Below are 16,034 nucleotides of genomic sequence, written 5' to 3' on the forward strand. Positions count from 1 at the left end.
ACTGTTCAGAATTGCTTCTCAGGCGGGGACCATCGCCATGGCATCCATCGCAAGCGTGTAACTGGCCTTGCGATCATCATGGCCATTCAGGATGTTGACCAGCATCAGCTCGTCGCACCGATATTCATGCACCACCGCTTCCAGGCCGGCGCGCACCGTGGCGGGGCTGCCCGCCACCACCCGCCGGCTGGCAAAGCCGCGCGCCACTTCCGGGCGATCGGCGAGCCACGCCACCGCCACATCCGGATCCGGCACCGCGATGGATTTGCCCATCATCATGTGGGCAAACATCATCCGCGCAGGTGCGGCCAGGCGTTGGGCAGCGGCATCGGTTTCGGCACACACGGTCCATACCGCCACCATCACGCGCGGCTGATCCCCCTGATGCCGCGGGACGAAGCGGGCACGATACTGCGCCGCCAGCGCGCCTTGCCGCGGCGCAATGAAATCGGCGATGCAATAGGGCAGGCCCATGTCAGCCGCGAAGGCCACGCTGTCCGGCGAGGAGCCGAGCACCCAGGGTTCGGGCGCGTGCGGCTGGCCGGGCAGTGTGGCGGCATAGGCTGCGAACGGGTGATCTTCGGGCAGGCTGCCCTCCAGATAGCCGATCAGCTCGGCAAGCTGTTGCGGGAAATTGTTCGGCGCATATTGGCGCCGATCCTGCTGCAGGGCCACCGACGTGCGCTGGTCGCTGCCCGGCGCGCGACCCAGGCCCAGATCGATGCGGCCGGGATAGAGGCCAGCGAGCAGGCTGAACTGTTCGGCGACTTTCAGCGGCGAATAATGCGGCAGCATCACCCCGCCGGAACCGACGCGGATGCGGCTGGTGGCGCTGGCGACCGCACCGATCAGGATTTCCGGCGCGCTGCCGGCCAGTGCGTGGCTGGCGTGATGTTCGGCCAACCAGTGGCGGTGATAGCCCAGCGCCTCGCAGTGGCGGGCCAGATCGATGCTGTTGGCCAGCGCCTGCGCCGGGGTCATGCCCTGCGCAATCGGCGTCTGATCGAGAACCGAGAGGGGAATCATCGCCACAGGCTCCGTTTCGGGATGGTGCGCCCCGGCAGCGCCGCCAGGATGGCGCGGCGTTCATCGTCGCTGGCCACCGACCAGCGGGTGATTTCGTCGATGCTGCGCCGGCAGCCTTCGCACCAGCCGCTGCGCCGATCGATGCGGCAGACGTTGGTGCACGGGCTGGCGACAGTGCGGGCCTCGCTCATGTCCGCAGCGTCCGCGCGGCCTTCAGCAGGTGATAGAGCAGCAGCCCCGTTGGCCCGGCGACAAAGGTCAGCGCCAGGCAGGGCAGCAGCAGCCAGTGCGGCAGCTTGTTATCCTCGGCCTCCCAACTGCCCACCCACAGATCGAACACCAGATAATGCACCCAGCCGGCGAGCAGCGCCGCCGGCGATGACAGCAGCAGCCGCACACCCTCCAGCGTATCGAAGCTGGCACCGGCCGGCGGGCCTTCACCGGCCAGCCCCGCCGCCAGCAGCGAGACATAGAGGCCGGACAGCAACACCGCGATGATGCGCGCAATCAGCACACAGCGGGCGCGGGCCAGCGGCGCGAAGGCCAGCGCTGCCCAACCGGGCAACACCACGGTGCTGGCGATCTGGAACAGGCTGTCAGGCGTCATCGTGGCGGACAGTGACGGTGTGGCCGTGCGCGGTCAAGCATGGCAAGCCGCGCCAGCTTGCGATAGGATGCCACAAACCGCAGGGGAGGATGAAGATGCGCATTGTTGGTCTGGCCGGCATGGCCCTGTTGCTGATGGCGGCGGCACCCCCCGCTGCAGCGGCCGATAGCGTCGGCGCGCCGGGGCGGCCGGCCGAAATGGTGGCGCTCGATGCGGGCCGGATGCCGGCGGCGGTGCTGGCGCAAAGCCTGATCCGCCCCGGCGCCCGCGTCATGGATGTGATGGCCGGCCAAGGCTATTACACCGAGCTGCTGGCGCGCCATGTCGGCCCCAAGGGCCGGGTGTTTGCGGTCGAGCCGGTCAGTTACATGGACGATCCCAAGACCGCCGCCGCCTGGGCCGCCCTGCAGAAACGCCAGCCCAACGCCGAACTGATCGTCGGCGCGCCCGGCGAGGCGAAAATGCCGGACGGGCTGGACGCCGCCTTCTTCCACCTGACCTACCATGATCTCTATTGGCAAAGCGCCCAGTATAAATATCCGCGCACCGAGGTCGATGCCTACAACGCCAAGCTGTTCGCCGCGCTGAAGCCCGGCGGCGTGGTGATCATCATCGATCATTACGGCCTGCCCGGCATGGACAGCCGCGCCCAGGCCGACAAGACCCACCGCATCGACGCCGAAGTGGTGAAAGCCGACCTGACCCGCGCCGGCTTCCGTTTTGCCGGCAGCGTGCCGATCCTGGAAGTGGCCGGCGATGATCCGGCGAAACTGGTGTTCGATCCGTCGGTTCGGGGGAAGACGAACCGGTTCTACTATCGGTTCGTGAAGCCCTGATCTTCCCTTCAGTCCGGCGTTCGCCGGGGTGATGGCGCAAGGGCTGGCACCTTGTTCAGCCTGGCTGGCCGGCGATGGAGACGCGCGCGAGCTTGCTCATCGAACACCAGTAGAAATCGCGATCCCATCCAATCGACGGAAACACCACCCCCTGCATCATGCCGCCGATCAGCGCCCTTGCCCGTTCGGCACCGGTCTCGATATCGAGCACGACCACGGATTCCCCACCGCGCGGCGTGTAATCGTTGGTCACGATCTGGCCGGAGCAAGGATCAAGCAGCATATGGCTCGCCGCGCCAATATGGTCCTTGCGCCACAGCGGGACCAAGCCTGTTCCGAATCGCCACGCTGCCAGCACACGATTGGCTGAATCAAACCCGATCACGATCTTTCGCACCGGATCGATCAGCGGCGGGTTGGTCACGCTGCCGCCGATCATGCTGCTGATTTCAATCGCATCGTGATCGGCCGCATCGGCAAGCGAGACGCGGATCAGCCGGTTGGGTGTGGGCACCACGCCGCGACCGATCATGCTGGTGCGATAGCGATGGCGGCCGTTATCCATGAACCAGGCCTGCTGGCCATCGAGCACGACGTCCCAGCCGTGGCTCTGTTGCGTGCCCTGCGCATAATCAAAACGCCAGTCGGGATCGCGCGTCAGCGTGGCGCCTGTCCATTGGTAACGAAAAATCGATCGCACGCCGATGACATAGACCTTATCGCCCATCGCGCTCAGCCGCGCGATCGACGGTTCGGGGCAGATAATGTCGGCGCAGGCCGGGGTCATCGTTTCTGGATCGATGACCGTGAGGCACGCAGTTACTGTTTCGGACAGGTTCTTGGTGACGATCAGCCCGTTGTCGAGCACGACGAACGAATTATAGGCGAGATCAACGGGCAATCGCAGCGATGCCTTGAGCCGACAGCGCCGGTCCAGCCGGTGTGCCCAGCGGCCATAAACCACGTAGAGGTCGCCATTGACGTGGACAGCCATGCCGCCCGGCCACATCGGCCCGCCCGGAAGCCTGGGCGAACGATCGATGGTCTTCAACGTCAGGGGATCGATCCGTTCGACCCGCGATGTTGTCGGCAGTCCGATCTGCCCGCGCAGCGCAGAGTGGGTGAGGAGATAGACCTCGCCCGCATCGCCGAGCACCGTCATCGTCGACATCAGCGTGTTGCGCGTGGTGACGGCCAGCCGTTCGCCCGGGGCAATCGCAAAGCCCTGACCCTGCACGGGCACGGCCAGCCGCCGGGACCCGCCATCCTCGGCAGGCCACGGGCTGGGCCAGTAGCCGTTCATGCGAAGTGACGGCAGCACGGGAGGCAGACTTGCGCCGCCACCGCCTTGGCCGCCTGATCATGGGCCTCGCGCAAGCGCAGCGCAGTGTCCCGCCAGACGCGAAGTCCCCAGGCAGCGAAAGCAACGACCAAGCGTTTGGCCGTGGCGGCGTTCCGGCGTCTGCCGGAGAGGACGATACAAGATGCAGGCAAGAGTGGTTTCCCCGGCACGACTTGGCGGATCGATGGCCACGTCACTCTATCCGGCAGAGTTGCTGCACTGGCAACATTGGCGTGATCCAATCAAAAGCTCGATGGCCCGTCTCGCCAATCTCCGGCTTGTTATCGGAAACTGTCGCCCACCGCAGCCTGATGGATGAGCGGCATTGTGCCAGGGTCGGTCGTTGTGGCTCGCCCGGTTGAGAAGGAACGACCGGCGGCTTCCAGAGCGCGTACGACCCCGCGGGAATATCTGAGTTCCGGGCCTTACCCCTCATTCCGACGGCAACACCGCCGTCACCTCGATCTCGATCTTCATCGCCGGGTCGATCAGATCGGCGAAGATCACCGTGCTCGCCGGCGGATTGTCACCGAAGGCGGCGCGCAGTTGCGGCCAGCAGGGTTCGAAATCGCTGCGGTTGGAGAGGTAATAGGTAACGCGCACGACATGGGCGAAATCGCTGCCGGCCTGGGCCAGCGCGCGGGCGATGATGGCCAGTGCGTTGGCGCATTGGCCTTCCACATCGGGCGGCAGGTCGCCGGTGTCGGGATTGCGGCCGACGGTACCCGACACGAACACGAACGGCGCGGCGACGACGGCGCGGCAGTAACCGACCTTGGCCTCCCACGGCGCGCCGGAGGGGATGCGCGTGATGGTCATGGGATGTGGATCAGCGGCGCGGCAGGCCACCGCCGCCGCCGGCGAGGCGCGGGGCGGACAGGCCGGTTTCGCCCAGCGTGCTGATGGCGCTGGCGACGTCCACCTGCTGCACGGCGCGCACCGGTTGCTGGACTTCACCGTCGATCGCCGCCACATCGCCGGCCAGCACATCCATCACCGCATCGGGCAAATCGTCCGGCTCGGCAAAGCGGCTGGCGACGGTGAAGCTCTGGCCTTGCGCGCGCGCAGCCAGCACATCGAAGCCGATGCTCAGCAGATCCTCGACATTGTTGTCACGGCCCAAACGGCTTGGGCCGCCCAGCACGACGGCGACCAGGCGGCGGCCATCGCGCACGGCGGACGCGGCCAGCGTGAAACCAGCCGCATTGGTGAAGCCGGTCTTGATGCCATCGACGCCGGGCATGGTGCGCAGCAGATGATTGTGATTGGCGACGGCCTGGCCGCGATATTGATAGTGCGCCTGGCTGAACGCCGGGTAGAAATCGGGAAAATCACGGAGCATGGCGCGGGACAGGATCGCGATATCGCGCGCCGTGGTGGTGTGATCGGGGTTGGGCAGGCCCGATGCGTTGTAAAACACCGAGCCCATCATGCCCAGCCGGCGGGCGGTTGCCGTCATCCGCGCACTGAAGGCGCTTTCGCTGCCGCTGATATGTTCGGCGACGGCGACCGCAATGTCGTTGGCGCTTTTGGTGGCCATCACGCCGATGGCATCGCGCATGCTGATCGTGGCGCCAACGCGCAGGCCGAGCTTTGACGGCGCCTGATTATAAGCGTGGCGGGAGATGCGGATATTGTCATCAAGGCCCAGCCGGCCGGCGGCGATTTCCTCGAACGCCACATAGAGCGTCATCACCTTGGTGATCGACGCCGGATAGCGGGTTTCATCGGCACGGCGGGCATAGAGGACTTCGCCGGTGGCATTGTCGATCAGGATCGCGGCATAGCGCGGCGCGGAATAAAGGCTTGCAGCAAAGGCAGATGGCGCCAGCAACGCCAGCAGAACTGCAAGACATCGCGCCAGAGCCTTGATCGACAAGCGTTTTGCTCCCTCTACATCCCCAATTCGAACTCTAACCTGATTGTCGCGCCACTGCATAGGGGGCGATTGCCGGTGCTGCGCCCTGTCGCAGCAAATGCACGGTGAAACCACGCATGGCCTCGCGCAAGATTGCGGCCCCATTGCCCTTTATGCGCACATCTGCCATGCGCCGCGCCTGTTGTTGGATGCCGCTCCCCTGATGAACGCGCCCCTTTCCCCTTTGCTCGGTCCGGTCGCGCGGCGGCGGACCTTTGCCATCATTTCGCACCCCGATGCCGGCAAGACGACGCTGACCGAGAAATTGCTGCTGTTCGGCGGTGCCATCCATGCTGCCGGCGAAGTGCGCGCCCGTGGGCAAAACCGCCGGGCGCGATCGGATTGGATGAAGATCGAGCAGGCGCGCGGCATCTCCGTCACCTCCAGCGTGATGACCTTCGAACGCGGCGGCATCACCTTCAATCTGCTCGACACGCCGGGCCACGAGGATTTTTCCGAAGACACATATCGCACCCTTACGGCCGTCGATTCCGCGGTGATGGTGATCGATGCCGCCAAGGGCATCGAGGCACAGACGCGCAAATTGTTCGAAGTCTGCCGGCTGCGTGACGTGCCGATCATCACCTTCATCAACAAGGTGGATCGCGAAGGCCGCGACCCGTTCGATCTGCTCGATGAAATCGCCGACATGCTGGCATTGGAAGTCGCGCCGTTGAACTGGCCGGCCGGCATGGGCGGCGAATTCACCGGGCTTTATGATCTGAAAACACATCGCTTTCACCGGCCCGATGGCAGCGACAGCCGGCTGGCCGGGGATGTCGTGCAGGTGACGGGCCTTGATGATCCGCGCATCGATGCGCTGGCCGGGCCGATGGCCGGGCGGTTGCGCGAACAGGCCGAATTGGCCGAAGGCGGCTATGCCTCGCTGGATATCGAGCAATATCGTGCCGGCGCGCTGACCCCGGTGATTTTCGGTTCGGCACTGAAGGATTTCGGCGTCGTCGATCTGATCGAAGCGCTGGCCAATCTGGCGCCCAGCCCCCGCCCGCAACCGGCGCTGCCCGCGGCGGTCGATCCGATGGGCGCGCAGGTTTCGGGTTTCGTGTTCAAGGTGCAGGCCAACATGAACCCGCAGCACCGCGACCGCATCGCGTTCCTGCGGCTGGCCAGCGGGCGCTTCCGGCGCGGCATGAAGCTGAAACAGATGGCCACCGGCAAGATGATCGCCATCAACTCGCCGATCTTCTTCTTCGCGCAGGACCGCGAGATTGCCGACGAAGCCTGGCCGGGCGACATCATCGGCATCCCCAACCACGGCGTGCTGCGGGTGGGCGACAGCCTGGTGGAGCGCGACGACGTGACGTTCACCGGCATCCCGAATTTCGCGCCGGAAATCCTGCGGCGCGTGCGGCTGGATGATCCGACCAAATCCAAGCAGTTGAAAACCGCGCTGACCGATATGGCCGAAGAGGGCGTGACGCAATTGTTCAAGCCGGCCATCGGCAGCCAGTGGATTGTCGGCGTGGTCGGCCAGTTGCAGCTCGAGGTGCTGATCAGCCGGCTGGAGGCCGAATATCGCGTCGCCGCCAGTTTCGAAGCCAGCCCCTATGACACCGCCCGCTGGATCGGCGGCGCACCGGCCGATGTGAAAAGCTTCATGGAGGAGCATCGCAGCGCCATGGCCGAAGACCGCGACGGCGCGCCGGTTTTCATGGCGCGCGACAATTGGGATCTGAATTTCGTGCAGGGCCGTTATCCGGCCATCCGCTTTTCCGCCACACGGGAACGTGCGTGATGGCCAGCCTGCCCGCCAGCATTGGAACCATCTGGAGGCAGGTGCGGCCGTATCGCTGGTGGTTCGTGGTGGCAGTTGTCGGGCTGCTCGCCGCGCTGCTGGCCTGGCTGGTGGCGACCGCACCACTCGGCCGGGCGCTGGAGCCACTGAAGCAGCCCAGCCTGGTGATCACCGACATGACCGGCAAGCCGATGGCGCGGCGCGGCGATTACAAGGAAGAGCCGGTGTTGATCGCGCGCCTGCCGGCCTATGTGCCCGCCGCGCTGATCGCCATCGAGGATCGCCGGTTCAATGAGCATTTCGGCGTTGATCCGATGGGCATATTGCGTGCGCTGGTCACCAATGCCCAGGCTGGCGGGGTGCGCCAGGGCGGATCGACGATCACCCAGCAATTGGCCAAGACCAGTTTCCTGTCCGCCGAACGCAGCATCAAGCGCAAGCTGCAGGAGATCATCATCGCGCTCTATCTGGAAGCGCGGCTGAGCAAGGACGAGATCCTGCAGAATTACCTGAGCTCGGTGTATTTCGGCGATGGCGCCTATGGCATCCGCGCGGCGGCGCGCACCTATTTCGACAAGGCCCCCGAACAACTGACCCTGGGGGAAGCCGCGATGCTGGCGGGCCTCGTGCAGGCGCCGTCGCGGCTGGCGCCATCGCGGCATCTGGATCGGGCGCGGGCGCGCGCCGTGCAGGTGCTGGCAGCGATGGTGGAAACCGGTGCGATCACGGCGGCGCAGGCCAAGGCCGCACGCGCCGCCGATTATCGCCCGGGGCGCAAGCCGCTGCCCACCGGCAGCTATTTTGCCGATTGGGTGCTGGCCGAAGCGCGGGAAGCCAATGATGCCGCCTATGGCGAGACGGTGGTGAAAACCACGCTCGATCCCAAATTGCAGCGCATCGCCGAAGACATGATCGCCGATGGTCTGGCGCGCGCCCGGGGCCTGAACGTCACGCAGGCCGCGCTGGTGGCGATGCGGCTGGATGGCCGGGTGGTGGCGATGGTCGGCGGGACGGATTACCGGACAAGCAGCTTCAACCGCGCCACCCAGGCCCAGCGCCAGCCGGGCAGCTCGTTCAAGTTGTTCGTCTATCTGGCCGCACTGGAAGCCGGGGTGAAGCCCGGTGACACCATCGTCGATGAACCCATCGAAATCTGCGAGCCGGGCCAGCAGCCGGGTGAATGCTATGCGCCGAAGAATGATGATCTGCGCTTCCGCGGCCCGATCAGCATCGCCACGGCGTTCGCGGCCAGCTCCAACATCGCGGCGGTCAAGCTGGCGCAGCAGGTCCGCATATCGGCAGTGGCGCGGCAGGTGCGCAAACTCGGCATCGAAGGCGGCGTGAGCATCTATCCGGCGATGGCGCTGGGCACCACGCCGATCCCGCTGATCGACATGACGCGCGCCTTTGCGGCGGTGGCCAGCGGCAAATATCCTGTGCGCGCCACCGGCCTGTGGCGCGCCGATCCCTGGCCTGAAAAGGTCACGCCGCCCGAAGCCACCGCGACAAGCTGGCCGGTGCGCGCCGACATGATGCAATTGCTGCAATCGGCGGTGCGCAATGGCACCGGCAACGCCGCGCGGCTGTCGATGCCGACCTGGGGCAAGACCGGCACCACGCAGAACCACCGCGACGCGCTGTTCATCGGTTTTGCCGGCGATCTGGTGGTCGGCATCTGGGTGGGCAATGATGACAATTCGCCGATGGCGGCCAGCCTGGTGGGCGGCGGCCTGCCGGCGCGGCTGTGGCGGGGCTTCATGACCGCGGCGCTGCAATCCGAAGGCCGGCTGGAGCGCGAAGCCGAAGTGGCGCCGGTCGAGGTCGACATGGACGCGCTGGCGCTCGACATGGAGGGCATGTCGCTGAACCTGGATGGCACGCCGGTCGAACCGCCGACCGAACCTGTGGTCGAGCCGTCGGCACCATCGATTCCGGAACCGCAAGTCCCGCCGCAAGACGTTCAGGGCTGACCAACCAAAAAAGAGCACGCGTCATGCTGAACTTGTTTCAGCATCCATGGGCGTTTGTCCCGTCGAGCGATCGCATGGCATCTTCCTCCCATGGATGCTGAAACAAGTTCAGCATGACCGGGATTTGGCAGCCCTCAATCCCCCGCTTCAATCCTTGTAAAGCCGGTCCAGCCGCTCGCCATAGACCTGCCGCAGCACGTGGCGGCGGATCTTCAGCGATGGCGTCAATTGCTGGTTGTCGGTGCTGAACGGTTCATCGGCGATGATCACCCGCCGCACCTTTTCGATCACGCTCAGCCGCTGGTTGATCCGGTCCACCGCCGCCTGCATCGCCCGCACGAATTCGGGTTCATCGCGCAATTTGTGCAGATCGGCCGGCAGGCCCTTGTCGCGGGCAAAGCCCAGCGCCCATTCGGCTTCCGGCACGACCACGCCGACCAGATAGGGGCGTTTGTCACCATAGACCATCGCCTGGGCGATCTCGTCCTGCAGGGTGAGCATGCCTTCAACGCGCTGGGGCGCAACATTGTCGCCCTTGTCGTTGATGATGATGTCCTTCTTGCGATCGGTGATCACCAGATGGCCATCCTTGTCGATGTGGCCGATATCGCCGGTATAGAGCCAGCCGTCCTTCAACGCCTTGTGGCTTTCGGCGTCGTTCATCCAGTAACCGTCCATCACCAGCTCGCCGCGCACCAATATCTCGCCATCGGGCGCGATCTTGATCTCGACGCCGGAAAGCGGCGGGCCGACCGTGTGCATCTTCAACCGGGCGCGCGGGCGATTGCAACTGATCACCGGGCCAGCCTCGGTCTGGCCATAGCCTTGCAGGATGGGGATGCCGATGGCGGTGAAGAAGATGCCGACTTCGGGGTTGAGCGGCGCACCGCCGGCCACCATGCCGCGCAGGCGGCCGCCGAATTTGGCGCGAATGGATTTGCGGATCGTGCGTTCCAGCGCCTGATCGATCAGCTTTTCGGCCAGATTGAGCGATTCGCCCTTGGCTTCCTTGCGCGCGATGTTGAGCGCCTGGTTGAGCAGGGTGATCGCCAGCCCGCCCTGCTTCTCGATCTGCTTGGCAATGCGCATGCGCAGCACTTCGAACAGGCGCGGCACCACCACCATGAAGGTCGGGCGCGCCTCCTCGATGTTGCTGGCCAGCTTTTCGAGGCCTTCGGCATAGACGATCTGCCCGCCCATCCCCATCGGCATATATTGCCCGGCGGTATGCTCATAGGCGTGGCTCAACGGCAGGAACGACAGGAAGATCTCGCCCTTGGCTTCGGGCGGCGGATCGGGAAAATCCTGTTCGATCACGGTGATGGCGCCGGAAATGTTGCGCAGAATCGCGCCGTGATGCTGGCGCACGCCGCGCGGGGCGCCGCCGGTGCCGCTGGTGTAGATCAGGCAGGCAAGATCATCCCGGCTCATCGTCGCGCGCGCGCGCGCAGCCGCACGATCATCATCCAGCATGGCGCCGCGGCTGGCGATCAACTTGCCCCATTCGTGGATGGCCAGGCCCTGCACATCCTGCACGGGATCGATGGTGACAACGATGCGGCAGGCTTCGGTGGCGAGCATCGCCGGCAGCAGATTTTTCGCCAGTTTCGGCCCCGACACCACCACGGCGCGCGCGCCGCTGTTGGTGAGGATATGGGTATGATCGGCTTCGGTATTGGTGGTGTAGGCCGGCACGCTGATCGCACCGGCGGCCATGATCGCCAGATCGGCCAGACACCATTCCGGGCGATTTTCCGAAACGATGCACACCCGGTCGCCGCGCTTGATGCCGTTCGCGATCAGCGCCGCCGACAGGCTGGCCACCGCGTCGCGCGCCTCGGCCCAGCTCATGCTGCGCCACTGGCCGCCGATCCGGGCTGTCAGGAACGGCAACAATGGCTGTTCATCGGCGCGATCGAGGAACATCGTCACCAGATTTGGCGTCTGATCGATGCGTTCCGCAATGGCGGCGGGCCGCAACGGCGGCAATTTCGGCAACATCACCCTCTCCCCGCAGCAGCGTATTTCGCCGCCATCTTGTTGGTTCAGTATCCGGCCGGCCGGCCTTCGCCGCGCGCGTCGGCGCCGCCGCGCCAGCCACCCGCCACGCGCTGCACGCCGTTCAGCTTCAAGGGCAGCGCGGTTGCCACCGGCTGATGGCCCATGGCGGTGAGGGCCGGGATCATCGTTTCGAGGAACGTGCCCTTTTCCACCGAGAGGCGATCGCCAATGGCGATCAATTGCGGCAGGGCAATCGCCTGTTCCACCGGCAGACCCCAATCGAGCACGCCGATGATCGCCTTGGTCACCTGCGCAATGATGGTCACCCCGCCGGCGGCCCCGATGGCCAGGATCGGCTGACCCTTGGCATCATAGACGATGGTGGGCGACATGGCAGAGCGTGGCCGCTTGCCCGGCTGCACATGGTTGGCGGTCAGCACGCCCTGATCTTCCGGCGCGAAATTGAAATCGGTCAGTTCATTGTTGAGCACGAAGCCGTTCGACACCAGGCCGGAACCGAAGCTCTTTTCCACCGTCGAGGTCCAGGTGGTGATGTTGCCGGCGGTATCGGCCACGGCGAAATTGGTGGTGCCGGCGACTTCATTGTCGGCCGCCGTCACCCGCGCCATCGGCGCGCCGGCCGGCATGCCGGCGGCCGCCTTGGCCATGCGGGTACCAGCGTTGATCAGCCCGGACCGGGCGGTCAGATAGGCCGGATCGGCGAGGCCCTTGGTGGGCACCGCCACGAAACCCGGATCGCCGATCCATTTTTCGCGATCGGCATAGGCCAGCCGCTGGCTTTCGGCGAACAGATGCCACGAAACCGGATTGTCCTTGCCCAACCCGGCGATATCGAACCGTTCCAGTTGCTTCAGCATCGCCAGCACGCCGGTTCCGCCAGACGAAGGCGGGCCCATGCCGCACACCTTGTATTGACGATAGGTGCCGCACACCGGTTCCCGCACCTTGGCCTGATAGGCGGCGACATCGGCCAGCGTCATCGCGGTGGGATTGGCCTCGGCGCTGGATACCGTCTGCACGATGCCTTGCGCGATCGGTCCCTTGTAGAAGGCATCCGGCCCCTGCGCCGCAATCGTGCGCAGCGTGGCAGCGAGCTTGTCGTTGCGGAAAATGGTGCCAGCCGGCAGCGGCGCGCCATCCTTGTCATAATAAAGCGCGCGGCCCTCAGGCCCGGCCACCTTCAGACTGTCCTGTCCGAAGGCGATGAAGCGCGCCATGGTCGGCGAGATGGCAAAGCCTTCCGCCAGGCGGATGGCGGGTTCGAACAGCTTCGCCCACGGCAGCTTGCCCCAGCGCTTGTGCGCCTCAGCCGCGAGCGCGACATTGCCCGGCACGCCGACACTGCGCCCGCCGGTGGCGGCTTTCATGAACGGCATCGGCTTGCCGGCCTCATCGAGGAATTGTTTCGGGCTGGCGACGCCCGGTGCGGTTTCGCGGCCATCGATGGTGCCGAGCGCGCCCTTGGCCGGCTGATAGACGATGAAGCCGCCACCGCCGATGCCGCTCGATTGCGGCTCCACCACGGTCAAGGCCAGCATGGTGGCAATGGCGGCATCGGCCGCGCTGCCGCCCTGTTTCAGGATGGACAGGCCGGCTTCGGACGCCATCGGATTGGCGGCCGAGACCACGGCCTTGAATGGCCCGGCGCCGGCGGTGCTGGCGGCCTGCACCGGGCCGCTGTCAGCGTCTTTCGGTATGGGCTGGGCTGCGGCAGCGGTGGCAAGCAGGGAAGCGGCGAGGAGCGTGAAGCGTATCATGGTGCCTGCACCTTAGGCCGATTTCAGGCCAAGAAAAGTGGCTAAACTCCGCTGCTGACCGCTTCGGCCACGCTGGCAAAGCCATCACGCCGCAACAGGGCGGCCAGTTCCGACTTGATGCGCGTCACCAGCCCCGGCCCGTGATAGACCAGCGCCGAATAGAGTTGCACCGCACTGGCACCGGCGCGGATGCGATCATAGGCGTCCTGCCCGCAGGCGATGCCGCCCACCGCGATCAACGGCAATTGCCCGCCGGTCTCGGCGCGGAACCGCTGCAGGGCGGCCAGGGCCAGCGGTTTGAGCGGCGCGCCCGACAGCCCACCGGTCTCGCCGGCATGGGCACTGGCCAGCGTGGGCCGCGCCAAGGTGGTGTTGGAAACGATCAGCCCGTCGATGCCGCCATCGATGCAGGCGCGGGTGATGATGGCCCAATCATCTTCACCCTGATCGGGGGCAACCTTGACGAACACCGGGACCTCCAGGCGCCCTCGCGCCGCCATCACCCGCGCGATCAGATCGGCCAGCGCGGCGCCATCCTGCAAGGCACGCAGGCCCGGCGTGTTGGGCGACGAGATGTTGACCGTGACATAGGAGGCCAGCGGCGCCAGCGCGCGCAGCCCCACGGCATAATCATCGGCACGGTCTTCACTGTCCTTGTTGGCACCCAGGTTGATGCCGACCACACCGGGCTTGCCGCGCCGGGCGGACAGGCGGGCGTGGGCAAATTCGACGCCCTTGGAATTGAAGCCGAAGCGGTTGATGACGGCGTCATCCTCCACCAGCCGGAACAGCCGCGGCCTGGGATTGCCCGGCTGCGGGCGCGGGCAGACGCTGCCGCATTCGACAAAGCCGAAGCCCAGTTTCAGCATCGCATCGGGCACCTCGGCATCCTTGTCGAAGCCGGCGGCGAGGCCGATCGGATTGGGCAGGGACAGGCCAGCGAACTGCGTGGCCAGAATGGGATCATCGGCGGGCGCGGCGGGCACGAGCCCGGTCTTCAGCGCCGCCATGGTCAGATTGTGCGCGACCTCCGGATCGAGCGCGAACAGCAGCGGGCGGGCGAGCGAAAACATGGGACGCGCATGGCAGGGGGCACGCCCCCATTCAATCCCCATCTTCCGCTTCACGCCCGACCAGGGCGAGCGCCCGCGCGCGGCGCTGATTGAGTGCGCACCAGTGCACCAGCGCCTCCTCGCGGCCGTGCGTCACCCAGACTTCGGCCGGGTTCAGTTCGGTGATGGTGGCGGTCAGCTCATCCCAATCGGCGTGATCGGAAATCACCAGCGGCAGTTCGATGCCGCTCTGCACGGCGCGCTGGCGCACCCGCATCCAGCCTGAGGCCATCGCGATGACGGGATCGGGCAAGCGCCGGCTCCACACATCACGCAACGCCGATGGCGGGGCGATGATGATGGCGCCCTTCAAGGCATCGCCCTTCAGCGTGCCCACCGGCCTGAGATCGCCCAGCGCCACGCCCTGTGCTTCATACAGCGCACACAGCGCCACCATCGCGCCGTGCAGATAGATGGGCGCATCATGGCCGGCGCGGCGCAGTTCGGCGATCACCCGCTGCGCCTTGCCCAGCGCATAGGCGCCCACCGCGACGCAGCGATCCGGATTGGCATTAAGCGCGGCCAGCAGTTTCCGAATTTCGCCCGCCGTGTCGGGATGACGGAACACCGGCAGGCCGAAGGTGGCTTCGGTGATGAAGATATCGCATTGCAGCGGTTCAAACAGTGCGCAGGTCGGATCGGGCCGGCGCTTGTAATCGCCCGAAACGATGATGCGCGTGCCCGCCTTTTCCAGCACCACCTGCGCCGATCCCAGCACATGGCCGGCCGGCAGCAGCATCAGCATGATGCCATCGCCCAGCGCCAAGCGTTCGCCATAGGCCAGGGCCTGTCCGCCCGAAACACCTGTTGCCTGCGGCCCGAAGCGCTGGTGCATGATCGCCAGCGTCTCCGCCGTCGCCAGCACATGTGCATGCCCGGCGCGGGCATGATCGGCATGGCCGTGTGTGATGATGGCACGGCCAACGCTGCGCGCGGGATCGATCCACGTGTCGATGCCGGGCAGGTAAAGGCCAGCGGGCAGCGGCTGGATCCAGCCCGGATCAGCCATCGAACGGGTTCACCACCGGCACGTCCAGGCCGTGGAAATCGCCGGCGTTGCGCGTGACGATGCCCATGCGGTTGGCGAGCGCGATGCCGGCAATCATCGTGTCGCGAATATCGACCGGTCGGCCAATGCTGCGCCGCTGTGCCGTCAGCAAGCCGGCACGCTCGGCCGCAGATTGGTCAAATGGCAGGATCCGGCCGGCAAAACGCTCGGCCAACAAGGTTGCAAAACGCAATTCCAGCCCGCTTCGCCGCTGGCCGAAGGGCAATGCTGCAAGGCCCTGGCGAATTTCCATGACCATCACCGCGTTACCCATCAGATCGTCACTGCGCTGCGCGTCAATCCAGCGCGCCACATTCGGGTTGCACGGCACACGCATCAATTCGGAAATGATATTGGTATCAAGCAGCCAGCGCGACACCAGCTTTGGCTCAATCAAATTCGACCAGTCGGGGTGCCTGCCCCTTCATTTCCGGGAACGGCTCGTCCAGGCCGCAATCAGCGAACAACCCTTGCATGTATGTGGCCAGCCCCGGTTCGGCCGGCTCGACCGCCTCGGCCAGGATCGCCCGCGCCTCTGCCTCCAGGCTGCGGCCATGCCGCGCCGCCCGGCGCACCAGTCCGGCCTTCACATGATCATCGAGGTTGCGGACAAGAATCTGCGCCATGCACATGTTGATAT

General features: G+C 65.7%; 15 protein-coding genes. 3 read left to right on the forward strand and 12 right to left on the reverse strand.

The features are described from left to right. Positions 1 to 18: 18 nt before the first annotated feature. The 3 genes from ABWP22_RS00995 to ABWP22_RS01005 are packed head-to-tail and all read right to left on the reverse strand — an operon-like array spanning position 19 to position 1,633. Positions 19 to 1,026, reverse strand: coding sequence for an LLM class flavin-dependent oxidoreductase (locus ABWP22_RS00995; protein WP_353198060.1), 1,008 nt, complete (start codon positions 1,024 to 1,026; stop codon positions 19 to 21). Further along, entirely contained in the window at positions 1,023 to 1,217 is a 195-nt protein-coding gene (locus tag ABWP22_RS01000; protein ID WP_353198061.1) for a DUF1289 domain-containing protein, read from the reverse strand. The genes ABWP22_RS00995 and ABWP22_RS01000 overlap by 4 nt, the downstream gene beginning before the upstream one ends. Next, positions 1,214 to 1,633: an ABA4-like family protein gene (locus ABWP22_RS01005; RefSeq protein ID WP_353198062.1), complete on the reverse strand. Its 420-nt coding sequence runs from the start codon at positions 1,631 to 1,633 to the stop codon at positions 1,214 to 1,216. Before ABWP22_RS01005 ends, ABWP22_RS01000 begins: the two co-directional genes overlap by 4 nt. Before the next feature lie 89 nt (positions 1,634 to 1,722). Between ABWP22_RS01005 and ABWP22_RS01010 the strand changes: the two genes are divergently transcribed. Next, a complete protein-coding gene (locus ABWP22_RS01010; protein WP_353198063.1) occupies positions 1,723 to 2,469 on the forward strand; it encodes a class I SAM-dependent methyltransferase in 747 nt (248 codons plus the stop codon). Positions 2,470 to 2,524: 55 nt separating this feature from the next. On the opposite strand, the gene ABWP22_RS01015 is transcribed toward ABWP22_RS01010, so the two are convergent. From ABWP22_RS01015 to ABWP22_RS01025, 3 genes are all read right to left on the reverse strand, one after another. After that, positions 2,525 to 3,631: a hypothetical protein gene (locus tag ABWP22_RS01015; protein ID WP_353198064.1), complete on the reverse strand. Its 1,107-nt coding sequence runs from the start codon at positions 3,629 to 3,631 to the stop codon at positions 2,525 to 2,527. A gap of 612 nt (positions 3,632 to 4,243) precedes the next feature. Continuing rightward, the gene (locus ABWP22_RS01020; protein ID WP_353198065.1) at positions 4,244 to 4,630 is read right to left on the reverse strand and encodes a RidA family protein; all 387 of its coding nucleotides are present in this window, start codon (positions 4,628 to 4,630) and stop codon (positions 4,244 to 4,246) included. A gap of 10 nt (positions 4,631 to 4,640) precedes the next feature. Continuing rightward, positions 4,641 to 5,690 (reverse strand): D-alanyl-D-alanine carboxypeptidase family protein, encoded by a 1,050-nt coding sequence (locus ABWP22_RS01025; protein WP_353198066.1) that lies wholly within the window; start codon positions 5,688 to 5,690, stop codon positions 4,641 to 4,643. Positions 5,691 to 5,892: 202 nt separating this feature from the next. Here ABWP22_RS01025 and ABWP22_RS01030 point away from each other — a divergent pair, with 202 nt between their 5' ends. Both ABWP22_RS01030 and ABWP22_RS01035 read left to right on the forward strand, forming a co-directional pair. Next, the gene (locus tag ABWP22_RS01030) at positions 5,893 to 7,485 is read left to right on the forward strand and encodes a peptide chain release factor 3 (protein ID WP_353198067.1); all 1,593 of its coding nucleotides are present in this window, start codon (positions 5,893 to 5,895) and stop codon (positions 7,483 to 7,485) included. Beyond that, on the forward strand, positions 7,485 to 9,455 hold the full coding sequence (locus ABWP22_RS01035) for a transglycosylase domain-containing protein (protein WP_353198068.1): 1,971 nt from the start codon (positions 7,485 to 7,487) through the stop codon (positions 9,453 to 9,455). The genes ABWP22_RS01030 and ABWP22_RS01035 overlap by 1 nt, the downstream gene beginning before the upstream one ends. A 147-nt stretch (positions 9,456 to 9,602) precedes the next feature. Here the strand turns inward: ABWP22_RS01035 and ABWP22_RS01040 are convergent, their stop codons facing one another. Genes ABWP22_RS01040 through ABWP22_RS01065 form a run of 6 tightly spaced genes read right to left on the reverse strand, consistent with a single transcriptional unit; the run spans position 9,603 to position 16,020 of the window. Then, positions 9,603 to 11,456, reverse strand: coding sequence for an AMP-dependent synthetase/ligase (locus ABWP22_RS01040; RefSeq protein WP_353198069.1), 1,854 nt, complete (start codon positions 11,454 to 11,456; stop codon positions 9,603 to 9,605). A 44-nt stretch (positions 11,457 to 11,500) separates the two neighbouring features. Then, on the reverse strand, positions 11,501 to 13,234 hold the full coding sequence (gene ggt / locus ABWP22_RS01045; RefSeq protein ID WP_353198070.1) for a gamma-glutamyltransferase: 1,734 nt from the start codon (positions 13,232 to 13,234) through the stop codon (positions 11,501 to 11,503). Positions 13,235 to 13,275: 41 nt separating this feature from the next. Further along, positions 13,276 to 14,307, reverse strand: coding sequence for a quinone-dependent dihydroorotate dehydrogenase (locus ABWP22_RS01050; protein ID WP_353198071.1), 1,032 nt, complete (start codon positions 14,305 to 14,307; stop codon positions 13,276 to 13,278). A gap of 31 nt (positions 14,308 to 14,338) precedes the next feature. Continuing rightward, a complete protein-coding gene (locus ABWP22_RS01055; RefSeq protein WP_353198072.1) occupies positions 14,339 to 15,355 on the reverse strand; it encodes a ligase-associated DNA damage response exonuclease in 1,017 nt (338 codons plus the stop codon). Then, positions 15,348 to 15,773 carry a type II toxin-antitoxin system VapC family toxin gene (locus ABWP22_RS01060; RefSeq protein WP_353198073.1) on the reverse strand — a complete coding sequence of 142 codons (426 nt, stop codon included), beginning with the start codon at positions 15,771 to 15,773 and terminating at the stop codon, positions 15,348 to 15,350. Before ABWP22_RS01060 ends, ABWP22_RS01055 begins: the two co-directional genes overlap by 8 nt. Before the next feature lie 10 nt (positions 15,774 to 15,783). Next, complete coding sequence (locus tag ABWP22_RS01065; protein WP_353198074.1) at positions 15,784 to 16,020, reverse strand: FitA-like ribbon-helix-helix domain-containing protein; 237 nt, start codon at positions 16,018 to 16,020, stop codon at positions 15,784 to 15,786. Between the last annotated feature and the right edge of the window lie 14 nt (positions 16,021 to 16,034).

The sequence above is a fragment of the Sandarakinorhabdus sp. genome (genome assembly GCF_040398665.1).
Taxonomy (GTDB): Bacteria; Pseudomonadota; Alphaproteobacteria; order Sphingomonadales; family Sphingomonadaceae; genus Sandarakinorhabdus.

Excerpts from the sequence above, each read along its gene's own strand:
- ABWP22_RS01040 (WP_353198069.1), bottom strand. The coding sequence starts at position 11,456 with ATGTTGCCGAAATTGCCGCCGTTGCGGCCCGCCGCCATTGCGGAACGC.
- ABWP22_RS01005 (WP_353198062.1), bottom strand. The coding sequence starts at position 1,633 with ATGACGCCTGACAGCCTGTTCCAGATCGCCAGCACCGTGGTGTTGCCC.
- ABWP22_RS00995 (WP_353198060.1), bottom strand. The coding sequence starts at position 1,026 with ATGATTCCCCTCTCGGTTCTCGATCAGACGCCGATTGCGCAGGGCATG.
- ABWP22_RS01055 (WP_353198072.1), bottom strand. The coding sequence starts at position 15,355 with ATGGCTGATCCGGGCTGGATCCAGCCGCTGCCCGCTGGCCTTTACCTG.
- ABWP22_RS01020 (WP_353198065.1), bottom strand. The coding sequence starts at position 4,630 with ATGACCATCACGCGCATCCCCTCCGGCGCGCCGTGGGAGGCCAAGGTC.
- ABWP22_RS01035 (WP_353198068.1), top strand. The coding sequence starts at position 7,485 with ATGGCCAGCCTGCCCGCCAGCATTGGAACCATCTGGAGGCAGGTGCGG.
- ABWP22_RS01065 (WP_353198074.1), bottom strand. The coding sequence starts at position 16,020 with ATGGCGCAGATTCTTGTCCGCAACCTCGATGATCATGTGAAGGCCGGA.
- ABWP22_RS01030 (WP_353198067.1), top strand. The coding sequence starts at position 5,893 with ATGAACGCGCCCCTTTCCCCTTTGCTCGGTCCGGTCGCGCGGCGGCGG.
- ABWP22_RS01015 (WP_353198064.1), bottom strand. The coding sequence starts at position 3,631 with ATGACGGTGCTCGGCGATGCGGGCGAGGTCTATCTCCTCACCCACTCT.
- ggt (WP_353198070.1), bottom strand. The coding sequence starts at position 13,234 with ATGATACGCTTCACGCTCCTCGCCGCTTCCCTGCTTGCCACCGCTGCC.
- ABWP22_RS01010 (WP_353198063.1), top strand. The coding sequence starts at position 1,723 with ATGAAGATGCGCATTGTTGGTCTGGCCGGCATGGCCCTGTTGCTGATG.
- ABWP22_RS01000 (WP_353198061.1), bottom strand. The coding sequence starts at position 1,217 with ATGAGCGAGGCCCGCACTGTCGCCAGCCCGTGCACCAACGTCTGCCGC.
- ABWP22_RS01050 (WP_353198071.1), bottom strand. The coding sequence starts at position 14,307 with ATGTTTTCGCTCGCCCGCCCGCTGCTGTTCGCGCTCGATCCGGAGGTC.